Source organism: Micromonospora sp. NPDC049175, from assembly GCF_043197345.1.
Lineage (GTDB): Bacteria > Actinomycetota > Actinomycetes > Mycobacteriales > Micromonosporaceae > Micromonospora.
Map to the genome: position 1 here is coordinate 97,818 of NZ_JBICSY010000009.1, position 21,122 is coordinate 118,939.

At 72.9% G+C, this 21,122-nt stretch carries 18 protein-coding genes; 10 read left to right on the forward strand and 8 right to left on the reverse strand.

Translation table 11 applies throughout. From position 1 onward, the window contains the following. Positions 1–305: 305 nt before the first annotated feature. On the forward strand, positions 306–692 hold the full coding sequence (locus ACGFH8_RS29170) for a DUF2267 domain-containing protein (protein ID WP_393373306.1): 387 nt from the start codon (positions 306–308) through the stop codon (positions 690–692). Between the two features lie 54 nt (positions 693–746). Here ACGFH8_RS29170 and ACGFH8_RS29175 read toward each other — a convergent pair whose 3' ends face one another. Then, positions 747–2,225 (reverse strand): glutamate--cysteine ligase, encoded by a 1,479-nt coding sequence (locus ACGFH8_RS29175; RefSeq protein ID WP_393373309.1) that lies wholly within the window; start codon positions 2,223–2,225, stop codon positions 747–749. 171 nt (positions 2,226–2,396) lie between these two features. Between ACGFH8_RS29175 and ACGFH8_RS29180 the strand changes: the two genes are divergently transcribed. Further along, positions 2,397–2,741: a DUF3817 domain-containing protein gene (locus ACGFH8_RS29180; protein ID WP_393373587.1), complete on the forward strand. Its 345-nt coding sequence runs from the start codon at positions 2,397–2,399 to the stop codon at positions 2,739–2,741. A gap of 89 nt (positions 2,742–2,830) precedes the next feature. On the opposite strand, the gene ACGFH8_RS29185 is transcribed toward ACGFH8_RS29180, so the two are convergent. Further along, complete coding sequence (locus ACGFH8_RS29185) at positions 2,831–3,379, reverse strand: hypothetical protein (protein WP_393373590.1); 549 nt, start codon at positions 3,377–3,379, stop codon at positions 2,831–2,833. A 142-nt stretch (positions 3,380–3,521) separates the two neighbouring features. Here ACGFH8_RS29185 and ACGFH8_RS29190 point away from each other — a divergent pair, with 142 nt between their 5' ends. Genes ACGFH8_RS29190 through ACGFH8_RS29200 form a run of 3 tightly spaced genes read left to right on the forward strand, consistent with a single transcriptional unit; the run spans position 3,522 to position 7,540 of the window. Beyond that, positions 3,522–4,646: a Vms1/Ankzf1 family peptidyl-tRNA hydrolase gene (locus ACGFH8_RS29190; RefSeq protein ID WP_393373312.1), complete on the forward strand. Its 1,125-nt coding sequence runs from the start codon at positions 3,522–3,524 to the stop codon at positions 4,644–4,646. Then, positions 4,639–6,393: a thiamine pyrophosphate-binding protein gene (locus ACGFH8_RS29195; RefSeq protein WP_393373313.1), complete on the forward strand. Its 1,755-nt coding sequence runs from the start codon at positions 4,639–4,641 to the stop codon at positions 6,391–6,393. Before ACGFH8_RS29190 ends, ACGFH8_RS29195 begins: the two co-directional genes overlap by 8 nt. A gap of 49 nt (positions 6,394–6,442) precedes the next feature. After that, a complete protein-coding gene (locus ACGFH8_RS29200) occupies positions 6,443–7,540 on the forward strand; it encodes an iron-containing redox enzyme family protein (protein WP_393373316.1) in 1,098 nt (365 codons plus the stop codon). 247 nt (positions 7,541–7,787) lie between these two features. Here ACGFH8_RS29200 and ACGFH8_RS29205 read toward each other — a convergent pair whose 3' ends face one another. Then, positions 7,788–8,018 carry a CDGSH iron-sulfur domain-containing protein gene (locus tag ACGFH8_RS29205; protein ID WP_357524679.1) on the reverse strand — a complete coding sequence of 77 codons (231 nt, stop codon included), beginning with the start codon at positions 8,016–8,018 and terminating at the stop codon, positions 7,788–7,790. Between the two features lie 179 nt (positions 8,019–8,197). Between ACGFH8_RS29205 and ACGFH8_RS29210 the strand changes: the two genes are divergently transcribed. Then, complete coding sequence (locus ACGFH8_RS29210) at positions 8,198–9,640, forward strand: hypothetical protein (protein WP_393373319.1); 1,443 nt, start codon at positions 8,198–8,200, stop codon at positions 9,638–9,640. Between the two features lie 223 nt (positions 9,641–9,863). Then, on the forward strand, positions 9,864–11,009 hold the full coding sequence (locus ACGFH8_RS29215) for a SigB/SigF/SigG family RNA polymerase sigma factor (protein WP_393373321.1): 1,146 nt from the start codon (positions 9,864–9,866) through the stop codon (positions 11,007–11,009). 115 nt (positions 11,010–11,124) lie between these two features. On the opposite strand, the gene ctaD is transcribed toward ACGFH8_RS29215, so the two are convergent. The 5 genes from ctaD to ACGFH8_RS29240 form a co-directional block, all read right to left on the reverse strand. Further along, the gene (ctaD, locus tag ACGFH8_RS29220; RefSeq protein WP_393373323.1) at positions 11,125–13,116 is read right to left on the reverse strand and encodes a cytochrome c oxidase subunit I; all 1,992 of its coding nucleotides are present in this window, start codon (positions 13,114–13,116) and stop codon (positions 11,125–11,127) included. A gap of 124 nt (positions 13,117–13,240) precedes the next feature. Next, positions 13,241–13,969: an STAS domain-containing protein gene (locus ACGFH8_RS29225; protein ID WP_393373326.1), complete on the reverse strand. Its 729-nt coding sequence runs from the start codon at positions 13,967–13,969 to the stop codon at positions 13,241–13,243. Between the two features lie 111 nt (positions 13,970–14,080). Next, complete coding sequence (locus ACGFH8_RS29230) at positions 14,081–14,539, reverse strand: DUF4383 domain-containing protein (RefSeq protein WP_393373328.1); 459 nt, start codon at positions 14,537–14,539, stop codon at positions 14,081–14,083. Positions 14,540–14,654: 115 nt separating this feature from the next. After that, positions 14,655–15,812, reverse strand: a complete 1,158-nt coding sequence (locus ACGFH8_RS29235; RefSeq protein ID WP_393373331.1) for a glycosyltransferase — start codon at positions 15,810–15,812, stop codon at positions 14,655–14,657. 76 nt (positions 15,813–15,888) lie between these two features. Further along, a complete protein-coding gene (locus ACGFH8_RS29240; RefSeq protein ID WP_393373593.1) occupies positions 15,889–16,872 on the reverse strand; it encodes a glucosyl-3-phosphoglycerate synthase in 984 nt (327 codons plus the stop codon). A 227-nt stretch (positions 16,873–17,099) separates the two neighbouring features. Here ACGFH8_RS29240 and ACGFH8_RS29245 point away from each other — a divergent pair, with 227 nt between their 5' ends. Genes ACGFH8_RS29245 through ACGFH8_RS29255 form a run of 3 tightly spaced genes read left to right on the forward strand, consistent with a single transcriptional unit; the run spans position 17,100 to position 21,052 of the window. Next, on the forward strand, positions 17,100–18,110 hold the full coding sequence (locus tag ACGFH8_RS29245) for a Gfo/Idh/MocA family protein (RefSeq protein ID WP_393373334.1): 1,011 nt from the start codon (positions 17,100–17,102) through the stop codon (positions 18,108–18,110). Then, a complete protein-coding gene (locus ACGFH8_RS29250) occupies positions 18,103–19,191 on the forward strand; it encodes a zinc-binding dehydrogenase (protein WP_393373336.1) in 1,089 nt (362 codons plus the stop codon). The genes ACGFH8_RS29245 and ACGFH8_RS29250 overlap by 8 nt, the downstream gene beginning before the upstream one ends. A 55-nt stretch (positions 19,192–19,246) precedes the next feature. Further along, the gene (locus tag ACGFH8_RS29255) at positions 19,247–21,052 is read left to right on the forward strand and encodes an ABC transporter ATP-binding protein (RefSeq protein WP_393373338.1); all 1,806 of its coding nucleotides are present in this window, start codon (positions 19,247–19,249) and stop codon (positions 21,050–21,052) included. Positions 21,053–21,122: the final 70 nt, after the last annotated feature.

The window sequence follows — 21,122 nt, forward strand, 5'->3', positions numbered from 1 at the left end:
CGTGATCAGACGATATGCGAGCCGCCACAGCCTACGACACTCATGAATGCCGCGCGGGGTCCACAAGGGACGCCGTCCACCCCGGCGAATGGTGCCCCGGTGCCAGCGGGCGGGCTCTGGCACGGCCCGACCCGGCTCGGCCGGCAACCCGATGGGACTGGGGCTTTCTGAGGCCGCCGCCCGTTGCGGGCAGGAAAGTCCAGATCCGCACGTGACCCCGTTTGTGGCCAGGGAGCCTGGGAACTCGCCCCGTTCGTCCGCAGGCAGCCCCGACGGAAGTTCGGGGAGAAGCGAAGGAGCGGGTCATGGAGTACGAGCAGATGATTTCCACGGTACGACAGCGAGCGGGCCTCGGTGAGAACGAGGCGGTGCGCTCCGTACAGGCCGTCCTGTCCGTGCTCGGTGAACGGCTCGCCGGGCAGGAGGCCGACAACCTGGCGGCACAGCTACCGGACCGGTTGAACGGGTCGGTCACCCGCAATCCGCAGGGCCGCCGGTGGGACGTCGGCGAGTTCCTGAAGAACGTCGGGGACCGCGAACAGGTCGCGAACGCGGACCACGTGCGTCAACACGCCCAGGCGGTGTTGCGTACCGTCGCCGAGGCGCTCGACGACGACGAGCGACACGACCTGCTCGCCCAGCTTCCCGGCGGCATCACCGATCTCTTCGGTGTGCCCACCCCGCGAGGCTGAGCCCCGGCGGATCACCGGGTCGTCGAGCCCGGCGGTCGGGTCGACCCGGGGCGCCTACGGGATCGGCCACTCGTGCACCGGCCGGTTGCTGTGCATCAGGTCGACGTAGTGGCGGACCACCTCCCGTAGTGCCTCCGGCCGGTCCAGGTGGTCGGCGGACTCCAACCGGTGCAGCGTCTCCACCTGCCAGGTCGCGCCGTTGCGGCTGGTCAGGCAGCGCTGCTCGATGATGCCGAGCAGCCGGTCGCGTTCGCCCGGGTCGAGCCCCCACCGGTCCAGGCCGTGGTGTGCCATGGGCAGCAGCCGGCGCAGCACCAGCTCGGTGACGGGCAGATAGCCCAGACCGGGCCAGAACACCTGCGCCTCGATGCCGTGCCGGGCGCAGTTGGTGAAGTTCTCCTCGGCGGCGCTGAACGACATCTGCGACCACAGTGGCCGGTCGGACTCGGCCAGGGCGCGGACCAGTCCGAAGTAGAACGCGCCGTTGGCGATGGTGTCCAGCACGGTCGGGCCGGCGGGCAGCACCCGATTCTCCACCCGAAGGTGCGGCCGGCCCCGGGACACGTCGTACACCGGGCGGTTCCACCGGTAGACGGTGCCGTTGTGCAGGCGCAGCTCGGCGAGATTGGGCACCTCACCGGCCGCGAGGGCCTGCGCCGGGTCCTCCTGGTCGCAGACCGGCAGCAGCGCCGGGAAGTAGCGCACGTTCTCTTCGAACAGGTCGAACACGCTCGTGATCCAGCGTTCGCCGAACCAGACCCGGGGTCGTACCCCCTGGGCTTTGATCTCCTCCGACCGGGTGTCGGTGGCCTGCTGGAACAGGGGGATGCGGGTCTCGCGCCACAGCTCCCGGCCGAAGAACAGCGGCGAGTTCGCGCCGACGGCGACCTGGATGCCGGCGACCGCCTGGGCGGCGTTCCAGTAGTCGGCGAACTGGGGCGGGCTGACCTGTAGGTGGAACTGGGTGCTGGTGCAGGCCGCCTCCGGGGTGATCGTGTCGGCGGTGACCGCCAGGCGTTCGACGCCACTGATGGCGATCGGCAGATCCTCACCGCGCGCCGCGAAGATCTGCTCGTTGAGCAGCTTGTAGCGCGGGTTGGCGGAGAGCGTCTCGGCGGTCAGGTGCTCGGGGCGCAGCGTCGGCAGGATCCCGATCATGACCATGTGCGCGCCGATCGCCCGCGCCTTGACCTCGGCGGCGTTCAGGCTGGCCCGGACGTACTCCTCGAAGTCCGCCGTGCCGGTGCCGGTCAGTCGCCGTGGCGGCACGTTGATCTCGACGTTGAACTGGCCCAGCTCGGTCTGGAAGCTCTCATCGGCGATGGCCGCCAGCACGTCGGCGTTGCGCATCGCCGGGTTCGACGCCTCGTCGACCAGGTTCAGCTCGATCTCCACGCCGGTCATCGGCCGGTCGACGTCGAAGCGCGACTCGCGCAGCATCTCGGCGAAGACATCCAGGCAGCGGCGGACCTTGTCGCGGTAGCGGGCCCGATCCTCTCGACTGAAGGTTCGTACGCCGACGTCCTCGCCCATCGTCACCACCCTGTCACCGCTGGTCCCCCTAACCTCGCACGTCCTCGTCGGGCAGGGGAATACCTGAGGCTCCTTTCCTACCCACTGACGGGTCCGGTGATCCCTGTCCCGGTGAAAGTGGCGGCGTGCCCGCACCGATACCATTGCCGCCCGAGAGGTGGAGGCGTGGCGATGCGCGACAAGGTGACCCGGCTGTTCGTTGCGGCGGCGATCGCCGAGGCCTGCTCCTGGCTGGCCCTGCTGATCGGCATGCTCGTCAAGTACGGGCCGCCGGAGAACGAGCTGGGTGTCAAGATCTTCGGGCCGATCCACGGCGGCCTGTTCGTCGCGTACGTCCTGCTGGTGCTCGCGGTGGCCCGCCTGCGCCGGTGGAGCCTGCCGGCCACCGTCGTGGCGCTGGCCTGCGCCGTGCCGCCGTTCGCCACCCTGGTCTTCGAGCGCTGGGCCCGCCGCCGCGGCATGCTCGACACCGTCGCCGCCGGTCGGCCGACCCGCGACGCCGCCCCGGTCGGCTGACCCGCGACGCCGCCCCGGTCGGCTGACCCGCGACGCCGCCTGGGCTGGCTGGACCGCCGACCGGTCCCGAGGGCCCGGCGGCCTCGCGGTCAGGTCAGTGCGGAGCAGGCCGTGATGCCGGCGACGAGCAGCGCGCCCAGGAACGCCTGCAACAGCAGCGGCGGACCGAGGTGCGACCAGAGCGTCGCGGTACGCGGGGTGAGCAACTGCCCGGTGGTGAGGTTGACGATCCGCTCGATGCGCGGCGGCAGCTCCGGGTCGCGTTGCGGGCGCAGGGTGAGCTGCACCTGGTCCGCCGGGTGCAGGGCGCTCTGCGGCAGGTGCCCGTGCAGCTCCACCTCGCAGAGCTGGCCGGCGGTGTCGCGCAGGCGCACCGGGACGACCAGGTACTCCGGGCCCTGCTTCAGCTCCTTCCACCGACGGCGGGTGCCGCCACCGCCGAAGGAGAACAGCGAGCGCAGCAGCAGGGCGGGTAGCCGGGCGAACGCCGCCGCGGCGAGCACCGCCACCAGCACCGGCTGACCGATGCGCACCTCGCGGGTGTAGCCGTCGAGCAGGCGTACCAACCGTCCGGTGACGATCTTCTCCGTCGGGTGCACGATCCGTCGGCTTTCGAGTCCGCTGTCCATTCCCACCACCGAGAGTCCGCTTGTGTGCACAGATCGTATCGACGTCCTGGGTTGAACGACGTGAATGAAACCTGGTCACGGGCTCACGGCTGCGAGGTGACATCCCGGGCGACAGGGGTAAGCGGGGGGCCGAGCTGGAAAGGGGTCGAGCATGCAGCTGTCCTTCCTGCGCCCGCTCTACGACCGTCCCGGGCCGTGGTGCTCGGTGTACCTGGACGCCTCCGCCGACACGGAGGACGCCCATCCCGCGCTGGACCTGCGCTGGCGTGCCCTGGAACGTCGCCTGACCGAACAGGGCGCGGACGAGGCGAGCATCGCCGCGTTGGACCGGGTGATCCGTGGCCACGACCCGATGGTCGGGGACTACGGCCTCGCGGTCTTCGCGAGTCACGGGCGGGTGGTGCTCTCCGAGTACCTGTCCGCGCCACCACTGCGTGACCTGGCCAGTTTCGCGCCGCTGCCGCACGTGATGCCGCTGCTCGCCCAACGGGGCGAACAGGTGGCCTGGGTACGGGTGATCGCCGACCGCCTGGGCGCGGACGCGATGGCGGTCAGCGCCGGCGGGGTGCCCCGGCGGGCGCACGTCGCCGGGCGGGACGAGTTCCCGCTGCGGCGGACGAAGCCCGGTGGCTGGTCCCAGTCGCGCTACCAGCGGGCCGCCATGGAGGCCTGGCACCAGAACGCCGGTGACGTCACCGCCGCGACGGTGCAGCTGGCCGACCGGGTCGGCGCGGACGTGGTGGTGGTCGCCGGTGACGTCCGGGCCACCGGGATGATCGCCGCCCAGATGCCGGAGCGCTGGCAGGACCTGGTGGTCCGTACCGATGCCGGGTCGCGGGCCGGCGGCGCCGACCAGACGATGCTCGACGACCTCACCGTGCAGACCATCGCCGAGGTCGCCGACCAGCGGATCAGCGCCGCCCTGGACCGGTTCGGGGTGCAGGAGGACGTGGGCGCCGGCCTCGGCGCGGTCGTCTCGGCCCTGCAACGCAACCAGGTCGACACCATGATCATCGTGGACGACCCGTCGGCCGACGGTGAGCTGTGGATCGGATCGGAGCCCACCGAGATCGCCGTCGACGCGGGGCAGTTGGCCGCGATGTCGGTGGCCGAACCCCAGCGGGTACGCGCCGACGCCGCGCTGGTCCGCGCCCTGGTCGGCACCGACGCGGCACTGACCGTGCTGGGCCCGGAGGAGGCTCCCGAGCTCACCGACGGCGTCGGCGCGGTGTTGCGCTACGTCGACCCCAGCACACCGGGGCGCGGCAATGGCTGAGCGCCGGGTGGCGGATCTCGTGGTGGAGCGGCTCCTGGCCTGGCGGGTGCCCCGCGCCTTCGGCTATCCGGGCGAGGCGATCGCCCCGCTTGTCGAGGCGTTGGACCGCGCTGGCGGCGAACCGGCGTTCGTCCCGGCCCGGCACGAGGAGACCGCCTCGTTCATGGCCACCGGGCACGCCAAGTTCACCGGCGGTATCGGGGTCTGCCTCGCCACCCAGGGGCCCAGCGCCGTCCAACTGCTCAACGGCCTCTACGACGCCAAGCTGGACAGCAAGCCGGTGGTGGCGATCGTCGGGGAGGACATCTCCGGGCCGCTCGGCGGCGCGCACCAGGAGATCGGGTTGAGTCGGCTCTTCGGCGACGTGTGCAACCAGTTCGTCCGCTACGGCCGCAACCCCGAGGACGTGGCCGCGCTGCTGGACCAGGCGTTCCGGACGGCGGCGGCGACCCGCAGCCCGACCTGCGTCGTGTTGCCCCGGGAGTTGCAGGAGGCGGTGGTGCCCGACGTGCAGGCGTCCGCCGTCGGGGTGGTCTCGGCCACCCCCGGTGAGCCGCTGGCCCGGGTGCTGCCGCACGAGGCGGACCTCGACGCCGCCGCGCAACTGCTCGGTGGCGGCCAGCGCGTCGCGATCCTGGTGGGACAGGGCGGGCGGGACGCGGCCACCGAGATCATCGAGGTTGCCGACCGGCTCGGCGCCGGGGTGGCCAGCTCACTGCTGGGCAAGCCGGTGCTCGACGAGCGGCTGCCGTTTCACACCGGGGTGCTCGGCGAGGTCGGCACCCCGGCCGCCGCCGAGCTGATGGGTGGCTGCGACACCCTGCTGATGGTCGGCACGAACGACCCGTGGACCGACTACTTCCCGATGCCCGAGCAGGCCCGTACGGTGCAGATCGACATCGACGGCCGCCGGATCGGCACCCGCTACCCGGCCGACGTGCCGCTGGTCGGCGACGCCGCCGAGACGTTGCGGGCGTTGCTGACCCGGCTGCGTGGTCGATCCGACCAGGGGTGGCGCGCCACCGTGGAGAGTTCGGTGGACCGGTGGCGGGAGGTCGCCGCCGAGCGGGTGGCCGCGCCCGCCGACCCGGTCAACCCGCAACTCGTCCTCCAGGAGCTGTCGGCCCGCCTGCCGAGCGCCGGGGCGGTCGCGGTCGACGTCGGCTCGGTCCTCTACTGGTACGCCCGGCACCTCACCCTGCCACCGGGGGTGAACGCGCAGCTCTGCGGCACCCTGGGCTCGATGGGCTGTGCGCTGCCGTACGCGGTGGCCGCCAAGCTGGCCGCCCCCGACCAACCGGTGATCGCGCTACTCGGCGACGGGGCGATGCAGCTCAACGGACTGGCCGAGCTGATCACCGTGTCGCACCACTGGCAGCGGTGGTCCGATCCTCGGCTGGTGGTGCTGGTGCTCAACAACCGCGACCAGAACGGCATGGGTGGGGGGCGGCAGCCGTCGTCCGACCCGGCCCACCGCCGCCCCGACGTGCCGTACGCCGGTTGGGCCCGCCTGCTGGGCCTGCACGGTGTGCGGGTGGACCGTCCGGAGTTGGTCGGCGCGGCCTGGGACGAGGCCCTCGCCGCGGACCGTCCCTGCGTCCTGGAGGCGGTCGTCGACCCGATGGTGTCGCTGGCGCCGCCGGAGCCGGCGTTCGCCGACCTGCGGGGCCTGTACGCCGATGGCGCTCCGGCCCGGAAGGTTCGGGAGCAGGTGGAGGTCACCGCGAACGCCGATGACCTCGTTTAACCGCTCTCGGCCAGGGCATCAGTAGCGGCCCGACGACGCTGGAGGTCCCATGTCCGAGTCCGCTGACCGCCGTTACGGTCCGGCGACCCTGCCCCGGTCGCGCGGCCCGGTCTCCGCCGCGGTGCTCGACGCCTTCCGTCGCCCGCCGCACGACCTGCCGGCGGGCCTCGGCGCCGACCTCGATCCCGTCGACGCGATCACGGACGAGGACCTTCAGCTCACCCTGTTCCTCTGCTACGAGCTGCACTACCGGGGTTGGTGCGGGGTGGACGAGGCGTGGGAGTGGCAGCCAACGCTGCTCGCGCTGCGAGCCGAAGCCGAACGGCCCTTCGAGGCGGCGCTGCGCCGGCTGGTCGGCGCGCCGCGGGTGCCGGCCGCCGGGGTGGCGGCCGGCCTGGCCGAGGTGGTCGCGGCCGACGACGGCCCGCCGCTGGCCGCGACGCTGCAACGCCGCGCCGACCTCTCCCAGTTCCGCGAGTTCGTCACCCACCGCTCCGTCTACCACCTGCGCGAGGCGGACCCACACAGTTGGGCGCTGCCCCGCCTCGGCGGGCCGGCCAAGGCCGCCCTCGTGGAGATCCAGACCGACGAGTACGGCAACGGCCGGCTGGACCGGATGCACGCCGAGCTGTTCCGGAGCACCCTCGAACGACTGGGGCTGGACACCGCGTACGGCGCACACCTGGACGCGGCACCCGCGGTGACGCTGGCGACCAACAACCTGATGTCGCTGTTCGGGCTGCACCGGCGGTGGCGCGGCGCGCTGCTGGGGCACCTGGCCGCGTTCGAGATGACCTCCTCGCTGCCGAACCGCCGCTACGGCAACGGGCTACGCCGGCTCGGCCTCGACGAGGTGGCCACCCGCTTCTACGACGAGCACGTCGAGGCCGACGCGGTCCACGAGCAGATCGCCGCCCACGACATGTGCGGCGGCCTGATCCGCGTCGAACCGGCCCTCGCCCCCGACGTGCTCTTCGGGGCGGCCGCCGGGCTCGCGGTGGACCGGTTGTTCGCCGGACACCTGCTGGACAGCTGGGCCGCCGGCCGCAGCTCCCTGCGGTCACCCGCCCCGCCCACCGTTCCGCCGACCGTCTCGCTCACCGCGTTGCCCGCGGTCGCTCCGCCGGCCCCGCCCGCGCTCGTCTGATCCGACGGGCTCGGCACGTCCGGAAGTCGAAGGGCTCGCCGGACGCGGATGGGGCCGGCGGGGATTGACCGCGGGCGTGTGGGTCGCGGGCCTGCCAGGTGGGTTGCTTGCCCCCTTTGCTCTGCACCCGTCCGCGCGCCAGTCACGGAGCGTGCGTGGTGCGCGGACGGGTGCAAAGCAAAGGGGGCGTGAAGATGGGTACGGCCCGTTCCCGCGCGCTCTCGCTGCGGGACGCGACGGCCTGGGGTCACCCCTCGCGGGTGGTCCCGGCGCGGAAGTTGATCGCCTTGTGGGTGCCGTCGCAGAACGGTTTGAGCGCCGACTTGCCGCACCTGCACAACGCCACGGTGCCCCGGCGCGCGTCGATGTGCTCGCCGTCCGGCGTGACGAGCGCGAAGTCGCCCCGGACCAGCAGCGGTCCGTCCTCGTACGGGGTGATCGTGGCGGCGGCTGATTCGCTCGTGTCGTCGGTGCGCATGGCCCGGAAGTGCCCGCCCTGACCCTACCGAAACCCGTGCCGACCGCCGTCGAAGAGGCGACTCCGGCGGATCGTCGCCGAACGGCGGTGATGACCGGCGCACCCCGCTGACCAGCGGAATGTACTGCCGGGTGGGTGATGCCCCGTTTGAACCCCATCGGTACGGGAAGCCGGGCCGCGTGGTGAGCGAACGAGGCAAGGTGGGGCCGGTGCACAAGGTGCACAAGGGGCTCACGGCCGATGGCGCCGGTCTCGCCGGCGACCGGGTCGTGGCCGAGGGCAGCGCCGCCCGGGTGTTGGTCGCCGCCACCGCCCGGGCGTTGCGCGGGGTGGACTGCGCCGACCTCGGGCACACCGGGCCGACGTCGCGCTTCCCGGGCGCGCCGGAGCCGGTACGCCGCGCCGCGGTCACCCGCGCCGCCGGTCGGGTCGCGCTCACCGTGGCCCAGGTCGACGAGGTGGACGCCGCCCGGGTGGCCCGCTGGTTCGTCGACCAGTATCCCCGCCGGCGCTACCCCGGGGTGCTGATCGGCTCGCCGCACGGCGCGACGGCACACCTCGCGGTGGCCCTCGGCGTGCCGTGGTTGCCGGCCGGCTTCGAGATGTCCGTGCACTGGTCCGACGGCGCGGTGGACCGCCCGGCGGACGCGCTCGAGCACGGCGCGACACTCGCCGCCCGGCTGCTCGCCGGCAACGCCGACCTGCACCTGCGTCAGGTGCACTGCCCGGCCAGCCGGGGCCCGCTGACCGGGGCCACGGTGTCGCTGACCGCCGCGTGGCGGGCCCTGCCGGCCGCGTACGCGCAGTTTCTGGCCGACCGGCTGCTCCCGGGCGCCCCCGTGCTGCTGGTCCGCGACGCGCGCACCTGGCCGGTGCTGGAGCACGGTCCCGGCCACAGTTTCCAGGTCGGCTGCCCGGCCAGCGGGCTGGACCCGGTCGACTTCCACCCGGACAGCCACGCGCTGCGGCAGGTGCTGCGCTCCGTCGGCGGCGACGCGGCCCGCTGGGAGCCACCGGCGGTCTCCGTCCCGTCGGGCTACGCCGAGTACGACGTCGACCCGGCCTTCGAACCGGCCGTGCGGAACTGGACCGCCCAGCACCAACACCCGCTGCACCGGGTGTTGGCGCCCCGGCCGGGTGCGCTGAGCGCGGGCGTGGCCGACCTGTACCGGCGGTGGCTGCGCGGCGCCGGCAAGACCGGTGACCGGTTGGTGGTGGAGTGCGGCCGGCTGCTCGACCCGTGGCAGGTGGTGCGGGCGGGGCTGGTGCCGTACTGGTGTGAGAACGCCACCCGGCGCAGCGTCGACGAGGCCGAGTGGTGGCTGGCCGGCAGCGAGGCGTTCACCTCCGTGGACGTGCTGCCCGAGCCTCCCGGGATGCGCTCACCGGCGCTGGCCGGGCTGCCGCAGTGGCTGGCGGTGGCCGGGTTCGGGCGGCGCCGTCGGGCGTTGGACCGGACCGCCGCCCGGGGCTACCCGGTCACCTCGGTGCCGACCCGCCGGGCCACCGAGGTGCTGCGGGCCCAGCCGTACGACCTGCCCGTGCCGCCCCCGCTGGGGGCCGCAGAGGCGCTGGCCGTGCTCCGCGACAGCGGCGGCCACCAGGGGTTGCTGGTCTCCTGAGGCGGAGCACGCCGAAACTTCCTCGCGAACCCGGGGTCCCGTGATTGAGTACCTACGGAGCGGGAACATCGCTGGCTGCGACGGTCTGATTGCGCTGCGTAGACGCGGTGTCGCCCGCTGGCATCCCAGTCACTTACCCACTTTTCCGGCCCGGTGCGTGGCTCGACCACGCGCACGACCGGTTTCCCGATCCGGGCGGGGGACCTTCCTGAGGGAGGCGCGGATGTTCGGACAGACGAGCACGACCACGACCACACCACCACCACCCAACGACCGAGGTCTGGAGGACCTCGACGCGGCGGCACTGGCGTACGCGGCCCGGATCGCCGGGCTTCCGCCGGAGCGGCGGGGGGAGGCACGCGACGACCTGGTGCGCTTCGCGCTGCCGTTCGCCGGGCGGCTGGCCCGCCGGTACCGGGGTCGTGGGGAGCCGCTGGAGGACCTGGAACAGGTGGCCCGGCTGGGGCTGGTCAACGCCGTCGACAGGTATGACCCGGAACGGGGCTCGTTCACGGCGTACGCCGCGATCACCATCGTGGGGGAGATCAAACGCCATTTCCGGGACCGCACCTGGGGCGTGCACGTGCCCCGCCGACTGCGGGACCTGATCCTCGAGGTCGGACAGGCCACCGCCGCGCTGACAAGCGAACTGTCCCGGGCGCCGTCGGTGGCCGAACTGTCGGCCCGACTGGAGACGCCGCAGGAGGAGATCCTCGCCGCGCTGGAGTCGGCGGCCGGCTACAGCCCTGCCTCGCTCAACGCCCCGGTGGGTGGTGAGAGCTCCGCGGAGTTCGGCGACCTGGTCGGCGAGTCGGACAACGCCCTGGAGTCGGTCGACGACCGGGTCACGGTGAGCGGCCTTTTGCACCGACTGCCCTGGCGTGAGCGGCGCATCCTGGCGATGCGCTTCTACGGCAACCAGACCCAGGCCGAGATCGCCGCCCGGTTCGGCATCTCGCAGATGCACGTGTCCCGGCTGCTGTCGCGGGCGCTGACCTGGCTGCGTCAGGCGATGCTCGCCGACGCGCCGCCGCCCTGGCAGAACGGCGCCGCCGAACCCGACCCGGGCAAGACCCGGATCTCGGTGAAGCAGAACGGCGACCGCGTGGTGGTCGAGGTCGGCGGCGAGATCGACCGCGACGGCGCGGACCAGTTGCGCCGGGCCATGCTGGAAGCGGTCACCGGCCAGCCCAGCGAGGTGGTCGTCGACCTGGTCGGCGCGGGTGGGTTCGACGCCGGGGGGATCGCCGCGCTGATGGCCGGGCACGAGGCGGCGGAGCGGACCGGCGTACCGCTGCGGCTGACCCGGGTCCAACCCGCGGTACGCCGCTCGCTCACCGCCGCCGGCCTGGCACCCGTGCGGGACTGAGCCACGCCACTGGCGCGGCGCTCCCTCCCGTCCCGCGAGATCGGGGCGGCACGCGCACCGACCGACACGACGAGGGCCGACACCATCGGGTGTCGGCCCTGCGCGCGTACGCCGATCAGTGGTTTTCGGGGTTGCCGTCGCTGTGCGGGTGCCGCCAGCGTTCGTGCGGCTTCGGCGCGTCCTCGGCGTCCTTGGGCGCGTCGCTCTGCTCGAAGCTCGGCCGACGGACGCCCTCGGGCTCCGGCACGTCCACCGGCCGGGCGCCGGACCGCGGCGCCGGCTGGAAGTCGGTCGCGTCCCGGGCGCCGTGCGCGCCCTCGGCGGCCGGCGACTCCGGCGTGTGGTGCTCCGTCCGCAGCTCCTCGGCGAAGTGCTGCGGCGGCTTCGTGGTGCGCTGCGGCAGGTCCCGGCCCAGGTCGGCGACGAGCGGGCCGTACTTCAGGTCGAAGGCGGGGCGCTCGGAGCGGATCCGGGGCATCCGGTCGAAGTTGCGCAGCGGCGGCGGGCAGCTTGTCGCCCATTCGAGGGAGTTGCCGAAGCCCCACGGGTCGTCGACGGTCACCACCGCCCCGTACCGCCAGGACTTCCACGCGTTGTAGATGAAGAACAACGTGGACAGGCCGAGGATGAACGCGAAGATGCTGGAGATCGTGTTCAGCGTGGTGAAGCCGTCGCTGGGCAGGTAGTCGGCGTACCGGCGCGGCATGCCCTCGGCGCCCAGCCAGTGGTGCACCAGGAAGGTGCCGTGGAAGCCGATGAACATCGTCCAGAAGTGCGCCTTGCCGAGCCGCTCGTCGAGCAGCCGCCCGGTCATCTTCGGCCACCAGAAGTAGTAGCCGCCGAAGAGGGCGAAGACCACGGTGCCGAAGACCACGTAGTGGAAGTGCGCCACCACGAAGTAGCTGTCGTGGGTGTGCCAGTCGACCGGCGGGCTGGCCAGCAGGACCCCGGTGAGCCCGCCGAGCAGGAAGGTGACCAGGAAGCCGATGGCGAACAGCATCGGCGTCTCGAAGGTGAGTTGTCCCTTCCACATGGTGCCGATCCAGTTGAAGAACTTCACGCCGGTCGGCACGGCGATCAGGTAGCTCAGGATGCTGAAGAACGGCAGCAGCACCTGGCCGGTGGCGAACATGTGGTGCGCCCAGACCGTCATGGACAGCACGGTGATCGCGATGGTGGCCAGCACGATCCCGGTGTAGCCGAAGAGCGGCTTGCGGGAGAAGACCGGGATGATCTCGGTGATGATGCCGAAGAACGGCAACGCGATGATGTACACCTCGGGGTGGCCGAAGAACCAGAACAGGTGTTGCCAGAGCATCGGGCCGCCGGTGGCCGCGTCGTACACGTGCGCGTTGAGCAGTCGGTCGGCGGACAGCGCCAGCAGCGCGGCGGCCAGCAGCGGGAAGACGAGGATCACCAGCACGCTCGTGAACAGCATGTTCCAGGTGAAGATCGGCATCCGGAACATGGTCATCCCGGGCGCGCGCAGGGTGAGGATCGTGGTGATCAGGTTGACCGCGCCGAGGATGGTGCCGAGCCCGGAGACGACCAGGCCGAGCACCCACATGTTCGCGCCCACCCCGGGGCTGTTCTCGACGCTGCTCAGCGGGTTGTACGCGGTCCACCCGAAGTCCGCCGAGCCGCCGGGGGCGAGGAACCCGCCGACCACCATCAGCCCACCGAACAGGTACAGCCAGTAGGCCAGCGCGTTGAGGCGGGGGAACGACACGTCCGGTGCGCCGATCTGGATCGGCACGATGAAGTTGGCGAACCCGAACGCCGCCGGAGTGGCGAACAGCAGCAGCATCACCGCGCCGTGCGAGGTGAAGAGCTGGTTGTACTGCTCGGAGGAGAGGAACTGCATCCCCGGGCGGGCCAGCTCGGCGCGCATCAGCATCGCCTGCAGCCCGGCCAGCAGGAAGAACCCGAAGGACGTCAGCAGATACAGCAGGCCGATCTGTTTGTGGTCGGTGGTCGCGAGAAATTTGATCAACGAGCTGCCGGGGACCGGTGCTCGTACCGCTCCGGGGAACCCCCCGAAGCGGGCCGGCGCCAGGATCGCCGGGCCCCGATCGCGACCGGGTTCCGTGGTTACCCGCTTGGGCATGGCTGCTCACCCCGTCGTGACGGCAGAAAGGACGGGCGTGCCTACCCGACCCGTGCACCATGTAACCAGCCCAGAGCGGGAATTTCGGTCAGATCGCCAGTACCGGCGCGAGCACCTCGAACGCTCAGGTCGCCGGCAGCATCGCCCAGACGGCCTTGCCCGGACCGGCCGGCACGCTGCCCCAGCGCTGGGTCAGCTCCCGTACCAGCAGCAGGCCCCGCCCACCCTCGGCGTGCAGATCCGTCCCGCCCGCCCGGGCCTGGGCGCTGCTGCCGTCCACCACGGCGAGGTGCAGGTACGGCCGGCGCAGGGTCACCGTCACCTGCATCGGCGTGCCGGCGTGCCGGACCACGTTGCCGACCAGCTCGCTGAGCACCAGCGCGGCCGGGCCGGACGCGTCCGGCAGGTTCCACCGCGCGCACGCGTCGGTCACCAGGTCCCGGGCCCGCCGGCAGGCCCCGGCCACCGGCTCCAGCCGGGCCCGCATCCGCAAGGTGGACGTCGTGCCGGCCACCCGGGTCGCCTCGGCGCAGTCCGGCGACGTCGGGACCACCCGGCAGGTGGTCGACTCGGCCAGCCACCGCGCGGCCAGCGGCGTCGGGGAGCAGAGCACGACCGGCACGGACGGCCACTCCTCGGCCCGGCGCGCGGTCGCGGCGAAGACCGACAGCGCCAGCCGGTCGCGAACGTCGACCTCGGCCATGTCGACCACGAGCGCCTCGGTCTGTTCGACGAGAGCGCCGTTGAGCGCCTGGTGCACCGAGCGCATGGTGCCCAGGTCCAGTGCGCCACTGAGCCGGACGACCGCCACCGGTGCCGTGGTGCGCACGTCGCAGGTGATCCGGCTGGACATCGGCGCCCTCGCTTCGCTTCGTGGGTCGGGATCTGCCAACTACCCGACGCCGTCCCGCGCCAAACGGAATCGGCCGCGAGGCGAGCCAGGTCACGCCGCGAAACGGGCAGGTCACGAACGGTGCCGTCCGGTGCCGATCCCCAGCGCGATCAGGCCGGCGCCGAGCCCGAGGTGCAGCCAGCCGTCGGCGTCGTTGACCGGCAGGACGTTCGCCCCGGTGTCGTGGTCCACCGCCAGCCCGTACAACCACAACACCAGGTAGACGGCGCCGCCGCCGATCAGGAACGTCCGGGCGCCGCTGACCGTCCGGGCCAGCACCAGACCGGCCACCCCGAAGGCCAGGTGTACGAGGTTGTGCAGCACCGACACCTGGAAGACGCCGAACAGGTACGCCCCCGAGCCGTGGCCGGCGAAGCGTAGGGCGTCCATGCCGCTGGTGATCCCCGGCACGAAGCCGAGCGCGCCGACAAGCAGGAACAGCACCCCCGCCGAGGCCGCGGCGCGGCGCACCGGCGGCCTGCCGTCGGCCGGGTTGGGGCGCGCCCGGGAGTGCGCCATCGGACCGACCATCACCGGCTCCTCGCTGCGCGGCGGGCATGAGGCTGCGGGCCTACCCGCTGCCGCCCCCGCCAAACCGGGTCGCCGGCCGTGCCGGGTCGCTGCGCTGGTCTGGTCTGGTCGCCGGTCAGGCGGGGAGCAGTCTCGGTGCGGTGGCCAGGTGGCGGACGCGCTCGTACAGCTCGACGTAGCGCTGCGCCATCACCGCGGGGGTGAACCGCTGCGCGGCGACCCGCCGGCACTCGTCGGGGTCGAGCAGGCCGGCTCCGAGTACGAGGTCGCCCAGCTCCTCCTCGTCGGTGGTGAGCAGCCCGGTGCGGCCGTGCTCGATCAGCTCCGGCAGGCAGCCCCGGGCGGTGGCCACCACAGGCGTGCCCAGGGCCAGCGACTCGACGACCGCCGTGCCGCCCGGCTCCTCCCAGCGCAGCGGGAACAGCGACGCGCGGGCGCTGGCGAGCAGGTCGTCGCGCTCCTGACCGGCCACGGTGCCGACCCAGCGGACCAGGTCGCCGTCGACGTGGGGCGCCACCTCGTCGAGGAAGAAGCGCACGTCCGGGTTCTGCCGGGCCTCGTCGCCGGCCGCGGCGAGATCGGCGGGCCGGTGATACGGGCCGACCGGCCCCGCCAGGACCAGCGGGAAACCGACGCGGTGCGCGAGTCGGGCACCCACGTCCTGCCCCTTGCCCGGGTTGATCCGGCCCAGGATGAGCAGGTGCTCGCCCTTCTCGGGTCGGGGCCGCCGGTCGGCGTCGACGGCGAGCGGGGTGGACAGGTGCACGTGGCCCACCGAGTGCTCCCGCAACGCCAGCGGCGCGCGGGCCAGCTGCGACGCGGAGACGCCGTTGACCCGGACCCGGTCGCCGCCGTCCAGGGCGCCGTAGAGCGCCGGATGCTTGGCCAGGTCCCAGTGCAGGGTGTGCAGGGTCGGCGGGCCGGCCGGTCCCATCGCCGCGAGAGTGGCCAGCCCGACCGCCTCCACGTGGTCGTGCACCAGGTCGATGTCGTCGCGGGAGTGCAGCTCCCGTACCACCCCGGCCAGGTGCGCCTGGGCGATCCCGCAGACCTGGTTGTACGGCCGCTGCAACGCGGCGAACTGCCCGTCGGCGAAGACCGACAGCTGTTCGTCCACCGGCAGGGTGCTGCTGCCCACCGAGGCGAGCACCACCCGTACGCCGAGTCGCCGCAGCTCCGGCACCAGCGTGGCGATCACGTTCTCGATGCCGCCGTAACCGGGCGGCGGCACGGACAGCCACGGGCCGGCGTTCATCAGCACGGTCAGGCTCATCGTGCCCGTCCCTTCCCGGCGGCTGCGCTTCCGGTCCCCGACTGCGGGGCTCGCACGATCGGCTCGCTCCTCGCGCTCACGCGGCGGCCACCCGGCGACGGGGCACCCGGTGGCGCAGCTCGGCCAGTGGTGGGCGCTCCTCGATGGACACGTCGCTGACCACGATCTCGCGGTCGAGGTTGGGCAGCGTGTCGGAGCCACCGCGACGGAACTGCGTCAGCAACGCCTCCGGCGTCAGCCCGGGGGTCGCCCAGCCACGCCGCTGCAACCGGGACCAAGCGGTCAGCATGATCTGCGCGGACATCCGGCCGAGGGCGGCCGTGTCCTGGTGCCGGTGCTTGCGCTCACCGAGGTCGACCTGCGCCATCGCGTCCAGGCCGACCAGGTCGAGCAGGTCGATCATCATGGCCGTCTCCACCCCGTACCCGGAGACGAACGGCACCCGGGCCAACACGTCCCGGCGGCCCGCGTACTCGCCGGCGAGCGGCTGCACGAAGCCGGCCAGCTCGGGCCAGAACAGGTTGAGCAGTGGCCGGGCCATCAGCTCGGTCACCCGGCCTCCGCCGTCCTGCTCCACGTTGGCGGCGCCCACGAGTGGGCGGTGGTAGAAGCCCTTCACGAAATCGACCGACGGGTCGGTCAGCAGCGGGCCGAGCAGCCCGCTGACGAAGTGCGGGCGAAACTCCCGCAGATCGGCGTCGATGAATGCCACCACGTCACCCTCGGCGGCGGCCAAACCGGCCCAGAGCGCGTCGCCCTTGCCGGCCAGTCGGGGCAGCCCCCGGGTCATCGCGTCCTGGCTGACCACCTCCGCACCGGCGGCGCGGGCCACCTGCGCGGTCCGGTCGGTCGACCGGGAATCCACCACGATCAACTCGTCGACCAGGGCGACCCGATCCATCAGGTGCTCCCGGATGGTCGACACGATCGCGCCGACGGTGGCCTCCTCGTTGCGGGCCGGCAACACCACACTGACCCGCGTCGCTCCCTTGGCACGCAGCAGCCGACGTGCCGGCCAATCCCCCGCCGACGTCGTCCGGTACGTGGCCCAGGCCTCCACCACCGGTGACACGTTCGCTGTCGTATCCCGCACGGGCACCCCTCCGTTCGTGCGTGGAAAAACCGAAAGTAGTTGTTCCCATTCGGCATCACGCTCTAACCGCTTTCCTGGCAACAGCTTGATCACAAAGGTGACATGTCAGCGTTCCCAGGTGATGAACGTTTGATTGCGCGCACCCCAGGGGACTGCTCCCGGCGCAGGATGAAAGGTCTTCGAAGGGATGTCGAATGCGTGTATGCCGGGTGGGTCTGGTCGGAGCCGGTGGAGTGGCACAACGGCACGCGCGGGTGCTGGCCGGCTTCGACGACGTCGAGCTGGTAGCTGTCACCGACGTCACACCGGAGGCGGCGTCCGCGCTGGTCGGGCGGCACGGCGGGCGAGCCTGCGCCGACGTCGCCGAGGTACTGGCCACCGGCCCGGACGCGGTCTACATCTGTGTGCCGCCGTTCGCGCACGGTCCGGCGGAGGAAGCCGTGATCGAGGCCGGCGTGCCGATGTTCGTGGAAAAACCCGTATCGGTCGACCTGAGTACCGCCGAGCGGATCGCCGACCTGGTCGCCCGCAGCGGGCTGCGTACCGCCGTCGGCCACCACTGGCGTTACCTGACGGTGCTCGACGAGGCCCGCGAACTGCTCGCCGACCGTCCGGTGCGGATGGTCAGCGGCGCCTGGCTGGACAAGGTGCCGCCGGTGGCGTGGTGGTCGCGGCGGGACCGCTCCGGTGGCCCGGTGGTCGAGCAGGCCGCGCACGTGCTCGACCTGATCCGCGTGCTGGCCGGGGAGGTCACCGAGGTCACCGCGTACGGCAACGGCACCCCGCCGCCTGTCGACGGCGCCGACATCGACTCGGTGACCACCGCCGCCCTGCGCTTCGCCGACGGCGCGGTCGGCACACTCAGCGCCGCCTGCGTGCTGGGCTGGAAGCACCGCGCCGGATTGGAGATCCTCGCCGACGGGCTGGCCCTGGCGCTGAGCGAGGACGGCCTGTCGATCCGGGACGCCGACGGGGAACGACACGTCCCCGCCGACCCGGACGCCGCCCGGGTGGCGGTGGACCGCGCCTTCGTCGACGCCGTCCGGGGCGTCGGCGACGACGTGCGCGTCCCGTACGCCGAGGCCCTCGCGACCCAACGGCTGGCCCTCGCGGTGGCCGACTCGGCCCGTACCGGCGCGACCGTCCGACTCGCCGCCCCGGGCCTGCCGGCGGCCCTCGGCACGGGGGTGACCGTCGATGCGTGACACGGTCGTGGTGGTCACCGGCCCGGGCCGCGTGGAGCTGGTGGAGCAGGACGCCGCCCCGCTGCGCCCCGGCACGTTCCGGGTCGAGACGCTGTTCAGCGGCGTCTCGGCCGGCACCGAGCTGAGCTACGTCAAGGGCACCAACCCCTACCTCAACGTCACCTGGAACGCCGACCTGGGGCTGTTCCAACCGGGAGCGGCGAGCACGCCGTACCCGGTGACCCGACTGGGCTACATGCAGGTCGGCCGGGTGGTGGAGAGCGAAACCCCGGCCGTCGCGGTGGGCACGGTCGGCGCGATGACCTACGGGCACCGCACCGGCTGGCTGGCCGACCCGGTCGCCGAGCGGTTCGTGGAGCTGCCCGACGACCTGGACCCGCTGCTCGGCGTCTACGTCGCGCACATGGGCCCGATCTGCGCCAACGGCCTGCTGCACGCCGCCGCCGACCTGCACGGCGTCGACGTGCGCGCGCTCGGCGACGGGGTCCGCGGCCGGCGCGTCGCCGTGGTCGGCGCGGGAGTGGTGGCGCTGCTGACGGCGCTGTTCGCCCGACGCAACGGCGCTGCCTCGGTGGTGGTGCTCGACCCCACCCCGCACCGCCGGCAGATCGCCGAGGCGCTCGGTCTGGAGACCCTCGACCCGGACGCGGACGATCCGGCGGTCGTGCTCAAGACCCGGTGGGCGCACACCGCCGGCGACCGGGGCGCCGACGTGGTGTTCCAGTGCCGGGGGCAGGCGTGGGCGTTGCAGCTCGCCCTGCGGCTGCTGCGGCCCCAGGGCACCGTCATCGACCTCGCCTTCTACCAGGGCGGGGCGGACGCGGTCCGGCTCGGTGAGGAGTTCCACCACAACGGCCTGTCGCTGCGCTGCGCGCAGATCGGCCGGGTGCCGCGCGGACTCGCCCCCACCTGGGACCGGGAGCGGCTCTCCGCCGAGACCGTCGACCTGCTCCGCGCCTACGGAGACGTGATCCGTAAGCACGTCGTCTCCGCGGTGGTGCCGTTCGACGAGGCGCCGACCCTGCTCACCGACCTGGCCGAGCGTCGCCGCCAGGAGCTACAGGTGGTGCTCTCCACCTGAGCGGCCGCGCCGGACCGGGCACCGCGGGGTGACCGGGCCGGTTACCGTTCGCGGGATGAGCGCCTCAACGCACCGGCCGGCCGGTGGCACCTCGACGGACCGGTCGGCCGGTGGCACCGCCGCGGGCCGCCCGGCCGGTCTGACCGCGATGCTGCCGTACCTGCGGGAGCATCGCGGCACCCTGGTCGTGGTGGGCGTCCTGTCGCTCGTCGGCGCGGCGGCGTCGCTGGCCCAACCGCTGCTCACCCGGTCGGTGCTCGACCGGATCAGCGCCGACGAGTCGGTCTCCGACCTGGTGGCGGTGCTGGTGTCCCTCGTGGTGCTCGCCGCGGCGATCGGCGGGCTGCGCGACTATCTCCTGCAACGCACCGCCGAAGGGCTGGTGCTGGGTACCCGGCGGCGGCTGGCCGGGCACCTGCTGCGGTTGCCCATCGCCGAGTACGACAGCCGGCGCACCGGTGACCTGCTCTCCCGGGTCGGCTCGGACACCACCCTGCTGCGGGCGGTCGTCACCGCCGGGCTCTTCGAGACGGTCACCGGGACGGTGATGGTGGTCGGTGCCGGCACCGCCATGGTGCTGCTCGACCCGCTGCTGTTCGGCGTCACCCTGCTCGGGGTGGGGCTCGGGTTGGGCTTCGCGGCCACCTTCGCCCGGCGGGTCCGGGCGTTGGCCCGCACCGCCCAGGAGCGGATCGGGGAGATGACCTCGGCGGTGGAGCGGGCCATCTCGGCCGCCCGGACCATCCGGGCCAGCCGGGCCGAGGCCCGGGAGACGGAGGCCGTCACCGGCAGCGCCCGGGAGGCGTACGAGGCGGGGCTGCGGGTGGCCCGGGTGCAGTCGCTGATCGGGCCGATCGGCTCGCTCACCGTGCAGGGCGCGTTCCTGCTGGTGCTCGCCATCGGCGGCGCTCGGGTGGCCGCCGGGGCGATCACCGTGGGTGACCTGGTCGCCTTCGTCATGTACCTGTTCTTCCTGGCCCTGCCGCTGGCCCAGGTGCTGCGGGCGTACACCCAGTTGCAGTCCGGCCTGGGCGCCCTGCAGCGGATCGAGGAGATCCTGGCCGTGCCGGCGGAGGGCGCGGCGGACCGGCCGGCGTCGGCCGTCGTGACGGCGACCCCGCGCGTCCCCGCCCCCATGATCGAGTTCGACCGGGTGGGGTTCGGCTACCCGGGCGGCGAGCCGGTGCTGCGCGAGGTCAGCTTCGCGGTGCCCGCCGGCACCCGTACCGCGCTGGTCGGGCCCTCGGGCGCCGGCAAGTCGACGCTGCTCGCGCTCGTCGAGCGCTTCTACGAGGTGAGCGCCGGGGCGGTCCGGATCGACGGCAGCGACGTGCGGGACCTGCCCCGCGACGCGCTGCGCGCCCGGCTCGGCTACGTGGAGCAGGAGGCCCCCGTGCTGGCCGGCACGCTGCGGGAGAACCTCCTGATCACCACCCCCGACGCCACCGACGACAGGTTGCGCGGGGTCCTCGACGAGGTCAACCTGAGCCACCTGGCGGAACGCACCGCCGAGGGCCTGGACGTCCAGGTGGGCGAGGGTGGGGTGCTGCTCTCCGGGGGTGAGCGGCAGCGGCTGGCCATCGCCCGCGCGCTGCTCGCCAGCCCGCCGGTGCTGCTGCTCGACGAGCCGACGAGCAACCTCGACTCGCGCAACGAGGTCGCGCTGCGCCGCGCCATCGACGCGGTGGCCGTCCGTCGCACCCTGTTGATCGTGGCGCACCGGCTCGCCACGGTTGTCGACGCCGACCAGATCGTCGTCCTCGACGGCGGTCGGGTGGTGGCCGTCGGCACCCACGCCGAGCTGGCCGCCACCGACCCGCTCTACCGGGAATTCGCAGCCCATCAGCTGCTCGTCGGCTGACACCGTCGGATCGGAGTCAACTTGCCGGCGGCCGGGCCGCGCAAGCCGCTTCGAATCGCGTACCGTTGCC

Coding starts and splice junctions, on each gene's coding strand:
- ACGFH8_RS29215 (WP_393373321.1), top strand. CDS start 9,864: ATGTTCGGACAGACGAGCACGACCACGACCACACCACCACCACCCAAC.
- ACGFH8_RS29175 (WP_393373309.1), bottom strand. CDS start 2,225: ATGGGCGAGGACGTCGGCGTACGAACCTTCAGTCGAGAGGATCGGGCC.
- ACGFH8_RS29195 (WP_393373313.1), top strand. CDS start 4,639: ATGGCTGAGCGCCGGGTGGCGGATCTCGTGGTGGAGCGGCTCCTGGCC.
- ACGFH8_RS29205 (WP_357524679.1), bottom strand. CDS start 8,018: ATGCGCACCGACGACACGAGCGAATCAGCCGCCGCCACGATCACCCCG.
- ACGFH8_RS29190 (WP_393373312.1), top strand. CDS start 3,522: ATGCAGCTGTCCTTCCTGCGCCCGCTCTACGACCGTCCCGGGCCGTGG.
- ACGFH8_RS29170 (WP_393373306.1), top strand. CDS start 306: ATGGAGTACGAGCAGATGATTTCCACGGTACGACAGCGAGCGGGCCTC.
- ACGFH8_RS29200 (WP_393373316.1), top strand. CDS start 6,443: ATGTCCGAGTCCGCTGACCGCCGTTACGGTCCGGCGACCCTGCCCCGG.
- ACGFH8_RS29230 (WP_393373328.1), bottom strand. CDS start 14,539: ATGGTCGGTCCGATGGCGCACTCCCGGGCGCGCCCCAACCCGGCCGAC.
- ctaD (WP_393373323.1), bottom strand. CDS start 13,116: ATGCCCAAGCGGGTAACCACGGAACCCGGTCGCGATCGGGGCCCGGCG.
- ACGFH8_RS29255 (WP_393373338.1), top strand. CDS start 19,247: ATGAGCGCCTCAACGCACCGGCCGGCCGGTGGCACCTCGACGGACCGG.
- ACGFH8_RS29235 (WP_393373331.1), bottom strand. CDS start 15,812: ATGAGCCTGACCGTGCTGATGAACGCCGGCCCGTGGCTGTCCGTGCCG.
- ACGFH8_RS29180 (WP_393373587.1), top strand. CDS start 2,397: ATGCGCGACAAGGTGACCCGGCTGTTCGTTGCGGCGGCGATCGCCGAG.
- ACGFH8_RS29225 (WP_393373326.1), bottom strand. CDS start 13,969: ATGTCCAGCCGGATCACCTGCGACGTGCGCACCACGGCACCGGTGGCG.
- ACGFH8_RS29245 (WP_393373334.1), top strand. CDS start 17,100: ATGCGTGTATGCCGGGTGGGTCTGGTCGGAGCCGGTGGAGTGGCACAA.
- ACGFH8_RS29250 (WP_393373336.1), top strand. CDS start 18,103: ATGCGTGACACGGTCGTGGTGGTCACCGGCCCGGGCCGCGTGGAGCTG.